Annotated in this window: 19 protein-coding genes, 1 tRNA gene and 1 pseudogene; 14 read left to right on the top strand and 7 right to left on the bottom strand. The window is 40.2% G+C overall.

The annotated features are described in order from the left end of the window. The first annotated feature begins 56 nt into the window (after window positions 1-56). The 4 genes from aroK (at window position 57) to C2M30_RS00615 (ending at window position 3803) form a co-directional block, all read left to right on the top strand. Window positions 57-575 (top strand): shikimate kinase AroK, encoded by a 519-nt coding sequence (aroK, locus tag C2M30_RS00630; RefSeq protein ID WP_010562137.1) that lies wholly within the window; start codon window positions 57-59, stop codon window positions 573-575. A gap of 18 nt (window positions 576-593) precedes the next feature. After that, window positions 594-1673, top strand: a complete 1080-nt coding sequence (gene aroB / locus C2M30_RS00625) for a 3-dehydroquinate synthase (protein WP_105170305.1) — start codon at window positions 594-596, stop codon at window positions 1671-1673. Then, window positions 1663-2889, top strand: a complete 1227-nt coding sequence (locus tag C2M30_RS00620; protein WP_105170304.1) for an AAA family ATPase — start codon at window positions 1663-1665, stop codon at window positions 2887-2889. The genes aroB and C2M30_RS00620 overlap by 11 nt, the downstream gene beginning before the upstream one ends. 77 nt (window positions 2890-2966) lie before the next feature. Then, entirely contained in the window at window positions 2967-3803 is an 837-nt protein-coding gene (locus tag C2M30_RS00615; RefSeq protein ID WP_105170303.1) for a Dam family site-specific DNA-(adenine-N6)-methyltransferase, read from the top strand. On the opposite strand, the gene C2M30_RS00610 is transcribed toward C2M30_RS00615, so the two are convergent. After that, the gene (locus tag C2M30_RS00610) at window positions 3800-3970 is read right to left on the bottom strand and encodes a DUF2970 domain-containing protein (RefSeq protein ID WP_105170302.1); all 171 of its coding nucleotides are present in this window, start codon (window positions 3968-3970) and stop codon (window positions 3800-3802) included. The genes C2M30_RS00615 and C2M30_RS00610 overlap by 4 nt on opposite strands. An 11-nt stretch (window positions 3971-3981) precedes the next feature. Next, window positions 3982-4293, bottom strand: a complete 312-nt coding sequence (locus C2M30_RS00605) for a hypothetical protein (RefSeq protein WP_138629905.1) — start codon at window positions 4291-4293, stop codon at window positions 3982-3984. A 229-nt stretch (window positions 4294-4522) separates the two neighbouring features. On the opposite strand from C2M30_RS00605, the gene rpe reads away from it, so the two are divergent. The 10 genes from rpe (at window position 4523) to speD (ending at window position 14270) form a co-directional block, all read left to right on the top strand. Continuing rightward, on the top strand, window positions 4523-5197 hold the full coding sequence (gene rpe / locus C2M30_RS00600) for a ribulose-phosphate 3-epimerase (protein ID WP_105170300.1): 675 nt from the start codon (window positions 4523-4525) through the stop codon (window positions 5195-5197). Window positions 5198-5293: 96 nt separating this feature from the next. Further along, the gene (gene trpS / locus C2M30_RS00595; RefSeq protein WP_010562130.1) at window positions 5294-6298 is read left to right on the top strand and encodes a tryptophan--tRNA ligase; all 1005 of its coding nucleotides are present in this window, start codon (window positions 5294-5296) and stop codon (window positions 6296-6298) included. Window positions 6299-6363: 65 nt separating this feature from the next. Further along, a complete protein-coding gene (locus tag C2M30_RS00590; RefSeq protein ID WP_105170299.1) occupies window positions 6364-6948 on the top strand; it encodes an anthranilate synthase component II in 585 nt (194 codons plus the stop codon). Window positions 6949-6959: 11 nt separating this feature from the next. Next, entirely contained in the window at window positions 6960-8120 is a 1161-nt protein-coding gene (locus tag C2M30_RS00585; RefSeq protein ID WP_105170298.1) for an HDOD domain-containing protein, read from the top strand. A 311-nt stretch (window positions 8121-8431) separates the two neighbouring features. Next, complete coding sequence (locus tag C2M30_RS00580; RefSeq protein ID WP_105170297.1) at window positions 8432-9637, top strand: aspartate aminotransferase family protein; 1206 nt, start codon at window positions 8432-8434, stop codon at window positions 9635-9637. Between the two features lie 60 nt (window positions 9638-9697). Beyond that, window positions 9698-10720, top strand: coding sequence for an arginine N-succinyltransferase (gene astA / locus C2M30_RS00575; protein WP_010562126.1), 1023 nt, complete (start codon window positions 9698-9700; stop codon window positions 10718-10720). Window positions 10721-10739: 19 nt separating this feature from the next. Beyond that, window positions 10740-12206 carry a succinylglutamate-semialdehyde dehydrogenase gene (gene astD, locus C2M30_RS00570; RefSeq protein ID WP_100914194.1) on the top strand — a complete coding sequence of 489 codons (1467 nt, stop codon included), beginning with the start codon at window positions 10740-10742 and terminating at the stop codon, window positions 12204-12206. A gap of 319 nt (window positions 12207-12525) precedes the next feature. After that, window positions 12526-12864: a DUF3802 family protein gene (locus C2M30_RS00565; protein WP_010562124.1), complete on the top strand. Its 339-nt coding sequence runs from the start codon at window positions 12526-12528 to the stop codon at window positions 12862-12864. A 91-nt stretch (window positions 12865-12955) separates the two neighbouring features. Then, window positions 12956-13360, top strand: a complete 405-nt coding sequence (locus C2M30_RS00560; protein WP_100914193.1) for an OsmC family protein — start codon at window positions 12956-12958, stop codon at window positions 13358-13360. A 97-nt stretch (window positions 13361-13457) separates the two neighbouring features. After that, window positions 13458-14270, top strand: a complete 813-nt coding sequence (gene speD, locus C2M30_RS00555) for an adenosylmethionine decarboxylase (protein ID WP_100914192.1) — start codon at window positions 13458-13460, stop codon at window positions 14268-14270. A 42-nt stretch (window positions 14271-14312) separates the two neighbouring features. Here the strand turns inward: speD and C2M30_RS21435 are convergent, their stop codons facing one another. The 5 genes and pseudogenes from C2M30_RS21435 to aroQ form a co-directional block, all read right to left on the bottom strand. Continuing rightward, the gene (locus C2M30_RS21435) at window positions 14313-14465 is read right to left on the bottom strand and encodes a hypothetical protein (RefSeq protein WP_157813512.1); all 153 of its coding nucleotides are present in this window, start codon (window positions 14463-14465) and stop codon (window positions 14313-14315) included. A 305-nt stretch (window positions 14466-14770) separates the two neighbouring features. Beyond that, window positions 14771-14847: transfer RNA gene (locus C2M30_RS00550), tRNA-Ile, on the bottom strand. A gap of 193 nt (window positions 14848-15040) precedes the next feature. Next, window positions 15041-16380, bottom strand: a pseudogene (gene accC, locus C2M30_RS00545) (acetyl-CoA carboxylase biotin carboxylase subunit). Between the two features lie 21 nt (window positions 16381-16401). Next, entirely contained in the window at window positions 16402-16860 is a 459-nt protein-coding gene (accB, locus tag C2M30_RS00540; RefSeq protein ID WP_105170296.1) for an acetyl-CoA carboxylase biotin carboxyl carrier protein, read from the bottom strand. A 40-nt stretch (window positions 16861-16900) separates the two neighbouring features. Continuing rightward, on the bottom strand, window positions 16901-17341 hold the full coding sequence (gene aroQ, locus C2M30_RS00535; RefSeq protein ID WP_100914190.1) for a type II 3-dehydroquinate dehydratase: 441 nt from the start codon (window positions 17339-17341) through the stop codon (window positions 16901-16903). Between the last annotated feature and the right edge of the window lie 77 nt (window positions 17342-17418).

Here is a 17418-nt window from a genome sequence, read left to right as displayed (position 1 = left end):
GACCAGCTAATAAGCGGGGTTTTTTTCAATTTTAGAGTTCGTTTGTACTAAAAGATATGGCTGAAAAACGTAATATATTTCTAGTGGGCCCAATGGGCGCAGGTAAAAGCACTATTGGTCGTCACCTTGCAGACCAACTTCATTTAGAGTTTTTTGACTCAGACCAAGAGATCGAGCGTCGCACTGGTGCGGATATCGCTTGGGTTTTTGATATTGAAGGTGAAGAAGGGTTTCGTCGCAGAGAAGAATCTGTTATTTCTGACTTAACAGAAAAGCAAGGGATCGTACTAGCAACAGGCGGTGGCTCTATTATTAGTAAAGATGTACGTAATAAGTTATCTGCTCGTGGTATTGTTGTTTACTTAGAGACACCAATTGAGAAGCAACTAGCGCGTACACAACGCGATAAGAAACGTCCGTTGCTTCAAACTGAAGAAGCGCCTAAAGATGTGTTAGTTCGTCTTGCTGATGAGCGTAACCCTCTTTACGTTGAAGTTTCAGATTTTGTTGTTCGTACTGATGAACAAAGTGCAAAAGTAGTTGCTAATCAAATTATCGAAAAGATAAATTTCTAAATATAAAAGGGGATGCGCATGCTTGAATTATCAGTTAATTTGGGTGAGCGCAGCTACCCGATTTATATTGCACAAAACAATCTTACCGACAGTCCAAATTTATCCAATATTTTGGCAGGTCGTAAAGTGGTGATTGTTTCAAATGAAACAATCGCTCCTATCTATCTAGATAAATTTACATCCCAATTACCAAATAATGACTTTCTCTCTTGCATCATTCCAGATGGTGAGCAATTTAAATCTCTAGAATACTTCGAATTCATTAATCGCTTTCTGTTAGAGCATAATTGTGGCCGTGATACGTGTCTTATTGCGCTTGGCGGAGGTGTGATTGGTGATCTTACTGGCTTTGTCGCTGCATGTTACCAGCGTGGAATTGATTTTATCCAAGTACCAACCACACTACTTTCACAGGTGGATTCATCGGTTGGCGGGAAAACAGCGGTTAATCACCCACTCGGTAAAAATATGATTGGTGCATTTTACCAACCAAAAGCTGTTTATATCGATAACAATACACTTAATACGTTACCAAACAGAGAATTTGCTGCAGGTATCGCAGAAGTGATTAAATATGGGTTAATTTACGATGTTGATTTCTTTAAATACATTGAAGATAACGTCGCTGAAATAAAAGTGCATAACTCGGAACAATTAAGCCAAATTATTTATCGCTGCTGTGAAATAAAAGCAGAAATCGTTGCGCAAGATGAAAAAGAAGCAGGTTTACGTGCATTGCTAAACCTTGGTCATACTTTTGGTCACGCAATTGAAGCTGAGATGGGATATGGTAACTGGTTACACGGAGAAGCAGTTGCAACTGGTATGGTTTTAGCATCCCAATTAGCATATCTAAGAGGCAAGCTATCAGAGGCAGAATTGAAACGTATTGTAAACTTGATTGCAGAATTTGAATTGCCAGTTAGCGCACCAGCGTCAATGTCGTGTGATGATTTTGTAAAACATATGGTTAAAGACAAGAAAAATAAGCAAGGCGTTATTCGATTCATTATTCCAAGCAAGTTTGGTGGCTGCGAGTTAGTTGATGATGTAACTCAGCAAGAGCTAGAAGAGTTATTTAAGCTGCATGCAAACTAAAATATTGCCCAGTAGGCAAGCACTTGTTGATCGAATTGAACTGCAGTTTGCCTACGGTAATAATTTTATCAGTCTCATCTCAGAGGTAGGACTTGGAAAAAGCTACCTTGCTGAGACATTCATTTCCGAAAAGTTTACAGAGCATAACAAGGCTTATGTTAAAGCGACGCGCAGTGCGCAAGACCGACATCTAATCGGGCAAATTCTTGAACAAAGCTTTTCAAATCCATTGATTGATTATGATCTGACTATAGTTGAAAACTTTATCGGGTTAACAGGTGAATCGATAGAGCCATTGCTGATTGTTATTGATGATGCTCACTTTATCAGTGATGATTTTGCAAATGAATTGTTCCAACTAACCGAATCTTACCAAGGTCAGATTCGTATTTTATTAACTGCAACACGACAGCTTCCAGTGACTGAAGCGATTAACATGCACATTGAAGCATTAGATCAGGTTGAAAGTTTAACCCTGATGAAAATGTATTTCAGTGATTTACCAAGTGTTGATGAACCTATTTTTAAAGCGTTTATTGATGCTTCTAATGGTAATCCTCAGCTACTCTTGGCTTGGAAAAAAGATAACTCTGAGTTGCAGGTAGCGATGCAAAAACGCAGTAGGCAGTATAAAGTCTACCTTTTGTTAATTTGCATATTAATATTAATTGGACTGTTAACTTCGTTAGCTTGGTACTTTTTTGATAATAAGAATATACAAACTGCTTCAGTTAGCAATCAACCGACAACTGCAATTACTATTGAAGATGTTTCATCATCTAAACCTGTTGACTTAACAGCTAAACCCGACAAAACTTCTGGGCAGCCAGAGCAGCAGCCAGAGCAGCAGCCAGAGCAGCAGCCAGAGCAGCAGCCAGAGCAGCAGCCAGAGCAGCAGCCAGAGCAGCAGCCAAAAAGCTTAACCGGTAACGAGTGGTTTATTGCACAGCCAGCAAATTATTTTACAATTCAGCTTATGGTGGTGCGCGATTTAGAAGTGATATCACAAACAGTTGAAAACCTGAATTTAGATAACACACATATATTTGAAATAAAGAGCAATCAAGCGAGTCTACATGGTTTAACCTATGGTTTATACAGCTCAATGGCAAAAGCACAAAAAGCGAGAGTAGAGCTACCAGCAACGCTTTTAAACCAGGGCGCGTTTGTCAAATCAGTAGGTAAAATTCAACAGCAAATTCAAGCAAATAACTAAAGCCATAGTTTACTAGTGTGAGCTAGTGTAGAATAGCTGCCCTCGACGTGAATTATAAACAATAAATACCAGCTAGCATGAACAAAAAAACACGCGCATTTTTAAAATGGGCAGGCGGCAAATACAGTTTAGTTGAAGAGCTTTCTAAGCGCTTACCAACAGCAGATACGTTAGTTGAGCCTTTTGTTGGTGCTGGTTCTGTTTTCCTCAATACGCAATTTAAGCATTATATTTTGAATGATATTAATGCAGATCTCATCAATCTCTATAATGAATTAAAAGATAATCCTGATGAGTTTATTGCCGATGCGCGGAAATTGTTTGTTGATGTAAATAATGATGCTGATGTTTACTATGAGTATCGTAAACAATTCAATGCGTCATCAGATGCCTATGAGCGTGCGATTCTATTTTTATATATGAATCGTCACGGCTACAACGGTCTTTGCCGTTATAATAAAAAAGGCATATTCAACGTACCATTTGGCAAATATAAACGCCCTTATTTCCCTGAGAATGAATTGTATTTTTTTGCAGAAAAAGCGCAGCAAGCGATCTTTACGTGCTTAAATTACGAAGAAGTATTTCAAGCTATTCCGGAAAATGCGGTTATTTATTGTGATCCTCCTTATGTTCCGTTAAGTAAAACTGCGTCATTTACTAGTTATGCTAAAGGCGGTTTTGATTTAGACGATCAAGCTAACCTTGCTAATCTGGCTGAAAGTCAGGCGTTTAATCAAGGTAATTCCGTTTTAATCTCTAACCACGACACGTTATGGACACGTAAAATTTACGCGCAAGCGAGCCTTGATGTGATCCAAGTAAAGCGCACAATTAGTCCGAAAGGAAATAAGCGTAATAAAGTGGGTGAATTAATGGCGTTATACAAAGCTGACGTGGACTACGAGATTTAACTTACAACCAGCTGAACAACAAACGTAATTGTTAAAACAAAGGCAGCTGTTAGTACAATCCCAAGCACAATTAAGTACCTTACCGATAAGTTTTTGAAGTGATGATGTTGTCGCTTGCTACTCTGTACGCCAAATAATGCAGCTAAAACGGCTTGTAAATACTGCATTATAACGATCCTTATCTTATGTGAGTTGAATAATTCGCTTGTGCTTCTTTTTTGCCTGACTCAAGCAGTTCAAGTAAGTCTAGATAATGAAATTGAGAACTGCGACTTTTTCCAATGAACCAAGAAAACCAGCTTTGATTCGCGGCTCGAGCTTGGCAACTGCCAGTTGGGAAATATTCAGTACTCGCGACTTGGAGTTTTGAAGGGCAGTTACAGCCGTGTGATGTGGTGTTACTTTTTGCAATTAATGAATACGAAGCTGCAGAAAACACCGTAATAGTTGTTGCCAACACAGTGTGTTTTATCCATTTGCTAAACATCATGTTCTGCCTCTTCCTATTAGTAACATGACTAAAGCTTAACCAAGTTTTAGGGACAAAACAACGGTAATTTAACGCAAAATACAACTACTCCATCTCAAATTATGTTATAAATGTTAACCATTTGTAAAGGTGAATTTTAAGAAAAAATAGGTTACAGTATGTGCTGCTTGTAATTGAGCAATTCTCTCTTCCCGTTCAATGTGTTAACAAAAAAATTTGAGGTAGTGTTATGTCGCAGTTTTTAATTGCACCTTCTATTCTGTCAGCTGATTTCGCGCGTCTAGGTGAAGAAGTCGACAATGTTTTAAAAGCTGGTGCTGATGTGGTGCATTTCGATGTGATGGATAATCACTACGTACCCAATTTAACAATTGGACCAATGGTGTGTAAGGCACTACGTGATTATGGAATTGAAGCGCCGATTGATGTGCATTTAATGGTAAAGCCAGTTGATACACTTATTCCAATGTTTGCCGATGCAGGTGCAAGCATAATTACATTCCACCCAGAAGCAAGTGAGCATGTAGACCGTACACTTTCATTAATCAAAGAACATGGTTGCAAAGCAGGCTTAGTACTAAACCCAGCAACACCGCTAAGTTGTCTAGAATATGTTATGGATAAACTAGACGTTATTTTATTAATGTCAGTTAACCCAGGCTTTGGTGGACAAAAATTTATTCCAAATACGCTTGATAAGCTGCGCGCAGTTCGCAAGTTGATCGATCAATCTGGCTACGATATTCGTTTAGAAATTGATGGTGGTGTAAATGTGAATAATATCGCTGAAATTGCAGAGGCGGGCGCAGACATGTTCGTTGCAGGTTCGGCAATTTTCAATCAAGCTGACTACAAGCACGTAATCGAGCAAATGCGTGAACAACTGTCTCACGTAAAATCTTAAAAAATGTGAAATTCAGGTCGACAAATGCTTGCTTCCAATCTTGAAGCATTTAAAATTGTCGACCTTATTTGTAAATTAAATTAGTAAAGGAAAATCATGACAAAGCCTGTAGTGTTAAGTGGCATTCAGCCCACCGGCGGTATGACAATTGGTAATTATATCGGTGCCATTAACCAGTGGCTTAAATTACAAGAAGATCATGATTGTTACTTTATGCTGGTTGATTTGCATGCGCTTACTGTTCGTCAAGAACCTGAAGTGTTAAAGCAACGTGTATTAGATGGTATTGCGCTTTATGCTGCGTGTGGCATTGATCCTGAAAAATCAGCGCTATTTGTCCAATCACAAGTACCAGAGCATGCACAGCTTAGCTGGGTGTTAAACTGTTATGCACAAATGGGTGAGCTTAATCGCATGACGCAGTTTAAAGATAAGTCAGCTAAAAATGCGAATAACATTAATGTTGGCCTATTTAGTTACCCAGTATTACAAGCTGCAGATATTTTGCTGTATCAAGCGGATCAGGTGCCAGTGGGTGAAGATCAAAAGCAGCATTTAGAATTAACGCGCGATATCGCAACACGCTTTAATAATTTATATGGCGACGTATTTAAAATTCCAGAGCCATACATTCCAGAATTTGGCGCGCGAGTGATGAGCCTCCAAGATCCAACTAAGAAAATGTCAAAGTCTGACGACAATCCAAATGGTTACATCATGTTATTAGATGAACCTAAAAAGATTGAAAAGAAGCTTAAGAAAGCCGTTACCGATTCAGACGAGCAAGCACGCATTTATTTTGACCCGCAAGAGAAAGCCGGCGTTTCAAACTTATTAACCTTGCTTTCTGTGGCAACTGGCAAATCGATTGAAGAGCTTGTACCTGCGTACGAAGATAAAATGTACGGCCACCTGAAAAAAGACACAGCTGAAGCTGTGGTTAGTATGATTGAGCCGATTCAAACGCGTTTTAAAGAAATTCGTGAAGACCAAACATTGCTTAACAGCATTATGAAATCTGGTGCTGAAAAAGCGGGTGCGCGTGCAGAAGCAACGCTTAAATCGGTTTACAATGCGTTAGGTATGATCCCACGCCCATAATCTTGGCCACATAATGCCAAGCAAGAGCCAGGTTTAGCCTGGCTTTTCTATACATAGGTGCATCCATGTTGTTAATGATCGATAACTACGATTCGTTTACTTATAACTTAGTGCAGTACTTCCAGCGCCTTGATGTTGATGTGAAAGTGGTGCGCAATGATGAGCTCTCAGTTTCTGAAATAGCCAAGTTAAAACCGCAATATATTGTCATTTCACCTGGCCCATGTTCGCCAAACGAAGCTGGGATTTCTCTTGATGTTGTGCATCAACTAAAAGGCCAGCTGCCAATACTCGGAATTTGCCTTGGTCATCAAACGATCGCGCAAGCGTTAGGTGCGAATGTGGTGCGAGCAAAACAAGTAATGCATGGTAAAACATCAAAAATAATCCATACTAATCAAGGTGTATTCACTAATTTGCCAAACTCATTGGAGGTTTGTCGCTATCACTCCTTAGTCGTTGAAAAGCAAAGTTTACCAACAGATTTAAGTGTTACGGCGTGGAGCGTGGATGCAGATGGACAACAAGACGAAATAATGGGTCTCAAGAATGAGAGCTTGGCATTAGAAGGGGTTCAATTTCACCCTGAAGCCATTTTAACGCAATCTGGATTAGCACTACTAAACAACTTTATAACTACGTATCGGTAATCGTTTTTTACATGAATAAAGCGACAAAGCAAAAATGGCAAGCAGAAATGCTAATTGGTCGATTTCACGACTTATTGTTAGGTCAGCAGTTTGCACAGCAGCAAATTGGTTATATTCATACACTCGATGTTAATTACGGCGAACCCCTACCGGTACGAAAGCTGTTAGAAGTTGAGCAAGTTGCAGCAAAAGCCCGTGAAAAACAAGACTCTCGCAACCATCAATTTATTGCCGATGTAAATGCTGATCTGCACCAGCAAATCGAAGATGAAATTGATAAGTGCATGGATAATGTTGAATACATTTATAAAGAAATTATTCAAATTCAAGACAATATTCCTGCAACCTTAGACATTTTGGCAGTTAAATCAGCCTCGGTTGGTCGCATCGACCCACTTATCACCGATTTACATTGGTTAGGTGAGGAGATCCTTAAGTTTATTAATTTGCCACAATACCGCCCTGAAAAAGATCCAGCTAAGGCAGTAAGAGTCGATAATCCGTCGCTTGCGCTGCGTTATATCGGTCTTGAAAACTTAAAGCTGATTGTACCGACATTCTCATTAAAGCACTGGACACCTCACAGTACTGCGCCATTCCAAATGTTAAAACGCAAGCTATGGGAAACCGGTATGGCTGCGGGAATTGCATCGCGTAGTTTAGCTGAAGAAAAGGGAGAAGATGGTTACAAACCATTCGTACTCGGAATGTTTCATGGTTTAGGAAATATGGCGTTAATTCGTCTCTATCTTCGACTATTTGATGCGCTGTGGGAGAAAAACTCCCGTGAAGCGCGTGAAAATGGTAATAAAGATCGCCATACCGCGCTCTCAGAAATAAAACCTGAAGCCTTATTTTTACGAAACTTGATGGTAGAGAAAGGCGCGCGTTTGTCCTGTAAGCTGATAGAGCATATGAGCTTAAAATACCTTCCTATTGCACAGGCTATGCAAGATATCGCCGAGAATAAGCCATTTGATGAGTGTTTACCGTTAGCGCAAACAGTTTTGAAAGGGCGCGCATACAGTTATTATAAGTTTTTACAAAAACATACCTTAATCGAACCCGACGAAGCAAAAGCGCTGTTTACGCATTATCAATTTAGCGGTAAAGAACTCAAATTACTAGCAAGTACTAGCTTGCAGAATCTGCAATTACGCATTGAGCGATAATTATCCTTACTTTTTCTTAATTTTTTACGCCTATTCATGCAATGTGAATAAATTTCACTAAACAAAGTAATTCACTAGCTTACATAGTGAAGTTTGGTAGAAGATAGGTGTGTTAAACAAAATAGTTATTCATATAACATGAAATATTATCCGAAACCCTTGTATTTAAAGGTGTTAGGGCTATTTTTAAGGAAGACAGTAGGGGAATTTTCTGGAATAATGTCAGTCCGAATTTTGCCCGATTTAGCGGGCTTAGGTAACACAAAAGCGTAATAAAACCTTGTGTACCGAAAAATTAATGAGGAGTTAAAATGACAGTTTCAAGAGCATTATTTGACCAAGTAATGGTACCTAACTATTCACCATCTGCGGTTATTCCGGTTAAAGGTGAAGGTTCACGAGTATGGGATCAACAAGATAACGAGTATGTCGACTTTGCCGGTGGCATCGCGGTTAACTGCTTAGGTCACTGTCATCCAGCGCTTGTTTCAGCATTGAAAGAACAAGGTGAAAAATTATGGCACCTTTCAAATGTATGGGCTAATGAGCCAGCACTTCGCCTAGCTGAAAAGCTAACTAAAGCGACATTTGCAGATAAAGTATATTTTGCAAACTCAGGTGCAGAAGCTAACGAAGCTGCACTAAAACTAGCACGTCGTTGGGCACTTGATAATTTTGGTGCTGAAAAATCACAAATTATTTCATTTAATAAAGGTTTCCACGGTCGCACATTCTTCACCGTAACTGTAGGTGGTCAAGCGGCTTACTCGGATGGCTTTGGTCCTAAACCAGGCGACATCGCGCACGCTGACTACAACGATTTAGCATCATTAGAAGCGCTTATCTCAGATAACACCTGTGCAGTAATGCTTGAGCCACTACAAGGCGAAGGTGGTGTTGTAAGCCCAACTAGCGAATTTATGCAAGGTGTACGTGCGCTATGTGATAAGCACAACGCGTTACTTATTTTTGATGAAGTACAAACTGGTGTAGGCCGTACAGGCGATTTATACGCTTACCAGGGCTTAGGTGTAACACCTGACATTTTATCTACAGCGAAAGCGCTAGGTGGTGGTTTCCCAATTGGTGCTATGCTTACAACAACTGAGATTGCTAAACACTTAAAAGTGGGTACGCATGGTTCGACATACGGCGGTAACCCGCTTGCATGTGCAGTAGCTGAAGCGGCATTTGACACCGTTAACACAAAAGAAGTACTTGAAGGTGTAACGGCTAAAGAAGCACTTTTCAAAGAGCTACTTGCAGAAATTAATGCTGAACACAACGTATTTGCAGAAGTACGTGGTAAAGGCTTGCTACTTGGCTTAGCGTTAACTGACGAATACAAAGGTCGCGCAAAAGAGTTTATGACAGCAGGTGTTGAGCACGGTGTGATGGCGCTTGTTGCCGGTGCAAACGTAATTCGCTTTACACCATCATTGGTAATTCCAGAAGCTGATATCCGCGAGGGTATGGCTCGCTTTGCAAAAGCAGTAGCACAGGTTGTTAAAGGCTAAGAGCAAAGACAGAAAAGCAGCATTTGGCTGCTTTTCTTAATTTTAATATAGGGGCTACTAATGATTATCGTTCGTCCGATTAAAAGCTCGGATTATCCAGCTTTAATGAAGATAGCTGAAGATTCAGGTCATGGCTTCACGTCTTTGCCACAAAATGAAGACCTGCTTAAGCGTAAAATAGCGCGCTCAGAGCAAAGCTTTAGCAAATCGGTTTCTCATCCTGAGGATGAGGGTTATTTGTTTGTAATGGAAGATTTGGCGACTGGCGAAGTTGTCGGTACATCTGCAATTGAAGCGGCAGTTGGCTTAGATGATGCCTTTTACCATTATCACTTAAGTAAAGTGATCCACTCTTCTCGTGAACTGAATGTTTACAAAGCCGTGGATATTCTCACTTTATGTAATGATTATACGGGTGCAACAGAGCTATGCACTTTGTATCTACAAGATCATTACCGTCAAGGTGGAAATGGTAAGTTATTATCAAAAATGCGCTTTATGTTTATGAATGCGCATGCAGAGCGCTTTGCTAGTAAAGTATTAGCTGAAATGCGCGGTGTATCTGATGAAAACGGCGAAAGCCCGTTTTGGCAATGGTTAGAAGAGCACTTCTTCTCAATGGACTTTCCAACAGCAGACTACCTGACAGGTATTGGCCAGAAAGTGTTTATTGCTGAATTAATGCCAAAATACCCAATTTATGTAAATTTACTTAGTAAAGACGCACAAGCGGTAATTGGTCAGGTGCATGATAAAACCCGTCCAGCAATTGAGTTATTAAAAAGCGAAGGCTTCACGTTTAACGGCTATGTAGATATTTTTGATGCAGGGCCAACGGTAGAAGCAGATATTAGTAATATCAAAACAATCCGCGATTGCCAAAACCGCACTGTGGTAATTGGTGATATGGCACAAGGTTCAGAGGCAAGTTTTATGCTGTCAAACCACAAGTTGGTTGACTTTAGAGCGTTACTATCGACAATGACCTTGGATGCAAACAGCGAGACAGTTACTTTGTCTGCTGAACTTGCAAATGCGCTACATGTTTCAGAAGGTGATGTGATCACTATCGCACCACTTTAAATAGTTAGGAGAAATTGAGATGACTCACGCCGCTCAGTTTATAAATGGCCAGTGGTTAGCTGGTGAAGGAGCTGAATTCAGCTCGTTAAACCCTGCAAAAGGGGAAGTAATTTGGTCAGCAACGGCTGCAACAGCAGGTCAAGTTGACGCAGCAATCAACGCAGCACGCGAAGCGTTTTATAGCTGGACAGATTTAACATTTGAACAGCGTTTAGAGATTGTTAAAAAGTTTGCTGAACAGCTTGCTGAAAATAAAGATGCGCTTGCCAAAGCCATTGCACTTGAAACGGGTAAACCGCTTTGGGAAACAGCAACAGAAGTTGGCGCAATGATCGGCAAAATCGGTATTTCTGAAAAAGCGTATTTAGAGCGCACAGGTACTGTTGAAAACCCGATGCCTCAAGGCCGTGCTGTAATTCGTCATAAAGCACACGGTGTTGTTGCGGTATTTGGTCCTTATAATTTCCCTGGTCATTTGCCTAACGGTCACATTGTTCCTGCATTACTTGCTGGTAACACAGTTATCTTTAAGCCATCAGAACTAACCCCTATGGTTGCCGAGTTAACTCTGCAATTGTGGGAAAAGGCGGGTCTACCTAAAGGTGTAATCAACCTAGTTCAAGGTGAAGTTGAAACAGGTAAAGCGCTAGCATCTCATCGTGGTATTGATGGTTTATTCTTTACTGGTTCATCGCGTACTGGTCATTTAATTCACCAGCAATACGGCGGTCAGCCAGGTAAAATTTTAGCGTTAGAGATGGGTGGTAATAACCCACTAATCGTTAAAGATGTAGCAGACACTAAAGCAGTTGTTCACGATATCATTCAATCAGCGTTTGTATCGAGCGGTCAGCGTTGTACATGTGCACGTAAGTTATTCTTACCTGCAGGTGAACAAGGCGATGTGATTCTGTCACAGCTAATTGAAGCAACTAAAGCAATTAAAGTTGGTTTTTACGACGATGAAGATCAACCGTTTATGGGTTCAATGATCTCAGAAGCCGCTGCTAAATCAATGATGGATGCACAAGCTCAGCTTCAATCTCTAGGTGGTGAGTCACTAATTGAAATGACACACACTGCGGGCACAGGTTTTGTTACACCAGCGATTATTGAGTGTTCAAATATTGCTGATTTCCCTGATGATGAGCATTTCGGTCCATTGCTAAAAGTATTCCGTTACACTGATTTCGATGCAGCAATCGATAAAGGTAACGATACAGACTACGGCCTTTCAGCAGGCCTATTAAGTGATAATGCAGCTGATTACGACCATTTCTTACGTCGTATCAGAGCGGGTATTGTTAACTGGAACCGTCCAATTACCGGTGCTTCAAGTGCCGCACCATTTGGTGGTATTGGTGCATCTGGTAACCACAGAGCAAGTGCATACTATGCAGCTGATTACTGTGCATACCCAGTTGCCTCGGTAGAGCTTGAAAAAGTAGCAATGCCAGCAACATTAAGCCCAGGCATAAAAATTTAGTAATAAGTTTTAACTATAAAAGCAGCGCAAGCTGCTTTTTTTATGTCTATAGTTATTGGAAGAAAGGTGATACCTATTTACTTAAATAGCTCACTTTTTTGGGAGTTAGCTGTAGAGCGAGTTGCGCTGAAATTTATTAATGTAGCCTCACTACATTTAAAAGTTTCGCGATGTGAGTATGTGAGTTAATCAGTGTAATAGCTAAAAACATAGTTAGCAGAGTTGGTATTAGAAGTAATAAAAAAGTGCAGGGTAGTATTTATTTAACTAATCTGCTTAAAATAGTCATATCAAATACACGTAGTAGGTAGATAAATAAATGGTAATTGATCAGCAAGGTTATGATGAGCTTATCATGTACTTAACAGAACACTTATCCTTGTTCGAAAAGCCAGGAGAAGTTCGACCAGGCGCGCCTACAGTAATGGCATTGATTGAAGATGATATTGCTGAGCAAATCATTAATTTTTGCATGCAGCATGAAGACTTAAGTGTTGATGACCGCAGTGTGATTATGCGTGAAGTTGACGGTATTGTGTACGATCTACAGGAAGTGCTATCGGGCGTTGTTAATCAACCTGTTACGATTGAACAACATGCCTTTATTGATGAGTTTTCAGGGCTCGTTAAAAACTTATTTGATTCAGCTGTTTCCTAGCTATATTCACACTGTTAGTTAGCGCTTTTTATTGCTATCTTGTGTTGCTTACATACAATCGTTTGTAGATTAATAAACAAGAGTGTAAACAATGCAAGCAAATGTGAAATGGGTCGACGGAGATACCTTCGTTGGGCTTTCTAACTCGGGCCATAATGTGGTGTTTGATACAGGTAGTGATAGCGCTGCGCCAAGCCCTATGGAAATGGTTTTAATGTCAGCAGGCTGCTGCTCTTCTGTTGATGTTGTTAGCATTTTAAATAAAGCAAAACAAAACTTTTCCAACCTTGAAGTAAAGCTCTCTGCACAGCGTGCAGAAACAACTCCACGAGTTTTTACTAAAATTAATCTACACTTTGTAGTTACTGGTAAAGATGTGTCTGAAAAGCATCTTTCACGTGCAATTAGTTTGTCGGCTGAAAAGTACTGTTCAGTAGCACTTATGCTAGATAAAACAGTCGATATTACACACAGTTACGAGATCATTGAAGAATAGCAAAAATAGTACTTTTGCGCGGGGGGATTTTCATATAAAATCCGCCCTCTTCAAAAGCGAAATCGCGATTATTTTATACAATTGAGGGTGGTTTATAGTGCCAAAGCCATTTAAAAAGCTAAAGTTACACGGTTTTAATAACTTAACAAAAAGCCTTAGTTTTAGTATTTATGACGTGTGTTATGCAAAGACACCACAACAACGTAAAGAATACATTGAATACATCGATGAACAGTACAGTGCTGAACGCCTAACCGATATTTTAGGTGAAGTAGTTGATATCATCGGTGCAAATATTCTAAATGTTGCTCGCCAGGACTACGACCCTCAAGGTGCTAGTGTAACTATTCTTATCTCTGAAGAGCCAGTAGCCGATGCGACAGCTCAGCAAGAAGAGCCGGGTCCATTACCAGACTCAGTTGTTGCACACTTAGATAAAAGCCATATTTGTGTACACACGTACCCTGAGGAGCATCCTCATGACGGTATTTGTACTTTCCGAGCGGATATCGAGGTATCAACCTGTGGTGTTATCTCACCACTTAAAGCGTTGAACTTTTTAATTCACTCATTAGAGTCTGATGTTGTGACGATTGATTATCGTGTGCGCGGCTTTACTCGTGACGTAGATGGCAAAAAGCACTACATTGATCATGATATTCATTCAATTCAGAACTTTATGACTGAAGATACGCAGGACGCGTATCAAATGATTGACGTGAATGTATACCAAGAAAACTTGTTCCATACAAAAATGATGCTTAAAGAAACCGATTTAAATGCGTATTTATTCGGTATTACAACAGATGATTTATCTGAAGATGAGCAGCAGGAAATACGTCACAAGCTTTCGCGCGAAATGCATGAAATATTCTATGGTAGAAATTACCCAGCAGATTCTGCATTTTAAAAAAGGCGCTTAAAGCGCCTTTTTTATTCCAATAATCCAGTATTACTCTGGTGGCTTAGTTGGTCTTTGAGGTTTATCTTTTGGATTTGACGCCATAATTTCCGCACCACCAACATCTGAAAGTATTGCGCCTGTATCCATAGCAATGCCACTTGCTTGTAACTGCAGTGTGAAATATAGAATTAAGCTGATCATTCCGCATCCTTATTATAAATTCTGTTCTAAATGTTTGCTGCTACCCAAAAAGAGTACTTAGTTGTTATCTAAGTAAATTTATACTTGCTCATTTTTTGTTCTGCGTCTACATCTTAATCAACTGAAATATAAACAAATGTAAATGAGGTGTTATTTTTGTTACCAGGTTGAGGTGGTTGATAGTCGTAGTTAAGTATTTCTACTAAGCAAATAAAAATGATTGGAAAACACGAATAGCTAGACGATGTACAGCATTAGGGTGCGAATATTTGAGAGTGTTTTTGCGTTTTGGAACAATAATAAAATGGTGGCCCCACCTGGACTCGAACCAGGGACCTAACGATTATGAGTCGTGTGCTCTAACCAACTGAGCTATAGGGCCATTTAAGACGCGTTAGTTATAGTTTTGTAATAACTAAGCGGTGAGAAGTATAAGAACTTTTAATTGCCTTGTCACTAGCCAATAGGGTAAAAAATGTATTTTATTAATCAATTGATTATTAAATGTTCGCAACTGTACAAGTCAAAATTAGAGAAATAAAAAAGCCAGCAACTGCTGGCTTTTTTCTAAGGATTTACAACCCTAATTTCTTCTCTAAATAGTGGATGTTTGTGCCACCATTATGGAAGTTTTCATCAGCAAGAATTTTCTTGTGAAGCGGGGTGTTGGTTTTTATACCATCAATTACAAGCTCGTTCAGTGCGTTTTTAGCACGTGAAATCGCTACGTCACGGTTTTCACCGTAAGTGATAAGCTTACCAATCATTGAATCGTAATGCGGTGGTACTGAGTAGTCAGCGTAAATGTGGCTGTCCCAGCGAATACCTAAGCCGCCAGCAGGATGGAATCGTGTGATTTTACCTGGTGATGGAATAAAGGTTTCAGGATCTTCCGCATTAATACGACATTCAATCGCATGACCACGAATTACAATATCATCTTGAGTAATTGATAATGGTTGGCCAGCTGCAATTTTTAGCTGTTCTTTAATCAGATCGATGCCAGTAACCATTTCTGTTACTGGGTGCTCTACCTGAATACGTGTATTCATTTCAATAAAGTAGAATTCACCATTTTCGTATAAGAACTCAAATGTACCTGCACCGCGGTAGCCAATTTCAACACATGCACGTGTACAGCGTTCACCAATGTTTTTACGCATTTCTGCTGTAATACCTGGTGCTGGCGCTTCTTCTACCACTTTTTGGTGGCGACGTTGCATTGAACAATCACGCTCACCTAAGTGAACCGCATTACCTTGACCGTCAGCAAGAACTTGAATTTCAATGTGACGTGGGTTTTCAAGGAATTTCTCCATGTAAACAACGCCATTATTGAAGAATTGCTTCGCTTCTGTTTGCGTTAATGCAATTGAATCGATTAGCTCTTCTTCGCTACGCACTACACGCATACCACGACCACCGCCACCGCCAGCAGCCTTGATGATTACTGGGTAACCAATGCGTTTTGCGATTTGCTTGTTGCGCTCGCTGTCGTCTAAAAGTGGACCATCAGAACCTGGAACACAAGGAACGCCGGCTTTACGCATAGCGTCGATTGTGAAACCTTGTCACCCATCATGCGAATAGTGTCGCCTTTCGGGCCAATGAAAATAAAACCACTTTGCTCAACTTGGTCTGCAAAGTCGGCATTTTCTGATAGGAAACCGTAACCTGGGTGAATTGCTACAGCGTCAGTTACTTCTGCCGCCGCAATGATACGTGTTGTATCTAAATAGCTTTCAGATGCAGGTGGCTTACCAATACAAATGGTTTCATCTGCAAGTAAAACGTGTTTTAGGTCTTTGTCTGCAGTTGAGTGCACAGCAACAGTTTTTATACCGAGCTCTTTACATGCACGCAGCACACGCAGGGCGATTTCGCCGCGGTTTGCAATTACAACTTTATCTAACATAAGGGTTGCCTTCTGCGTGTATTATTCGATTACAAATAGAGGTTGGTCGAACTCAACAGCATCTTCGTTATCTACTAAGATCGCTTTAACAACACCCGCTTTATCAGATTCAATTTGGTTCATCATCTTCATTGCTTCTACGATACATAAAGTGTCACCCACATTTACTGTGTCGCCAACTTCTACGTATGATGCCGCTTCAGGTGAAGATGCACGGTAGAATGTACCTACCATTGGTGATTTAACTTGGTGGCCTGAAACAACAGCAGGTGCTGCTGATTCTTCAGCTGCAACAGGTGCCGCTGCCGGAGCTGCTACTGGCGCAGCAGCAGGAGCTGCAGCGTAATGAACTGGAGCAGCCATTGGTGCAGAGCTATGACGATTAATACGTACCGACTCTTCACCTTCCGTGATTTCTAATTCAGCAATACCTGATTCTTCAACAAGTTCAATAAGCTTTTTGATTTTGCGAATATCCATTCTAACGACCCGCCTTATAATATTTTATTTAAATGTGTGTTTAGCGATCGGCCAAGATAGCGTCTAATGCCATTTTGTAACCGTTCGCACCAAATCCGCAAAGAACGCCTTTTGCAACATCACTAAAGTAGGAGTGATGGCGAAACGCTTCTCTTTGATAAATATTTGTCAGATGTACCTCAACAAAAGGAATCGCTACACTGAGTAATGCGTCGCGCAGTGCTACGCTGGTATGCGTAAATGCGGCAGGGTTAATAATAATAAAATCAACCTGCTCAAATGCTGAATGAATCGTTGAGATTAATTCGGCTTCGCTATTACTTTGAAAGTGCGTCAGTGCCACGTTGTTTGAATCTGCGTACTGAGTTAAGTGTTGCATTATTTCAGCTAATGTTTGCGCACCGTATATTTCAGGTTCGCGTTTGCCCAACATGTTTAAATTTGGGCCATTTAATACTAAAACTCGTAAACGTGCAGTCATCTTTCGTGAACTTCCTATTAAATCATTGAGGTTTGCTATTTTTTGTAAATTCCACGTTTAACTTAAGGTTTGTCGTG

Origin of the sequence: Pseudoalteromonas sp. T1lg24, assembly GCF_002964745.1 — a bacterium.
GTDB lineage: Bacteria > Pseudomonadota > Gammaproteobacteria > Enterobacterales > Alteromonadaceae > Pseudoalteromonas > Pseudoalteromonas spongiae.
This window is presented reverse-complemented; position numbering and strand designations above follow the sequence as displayed.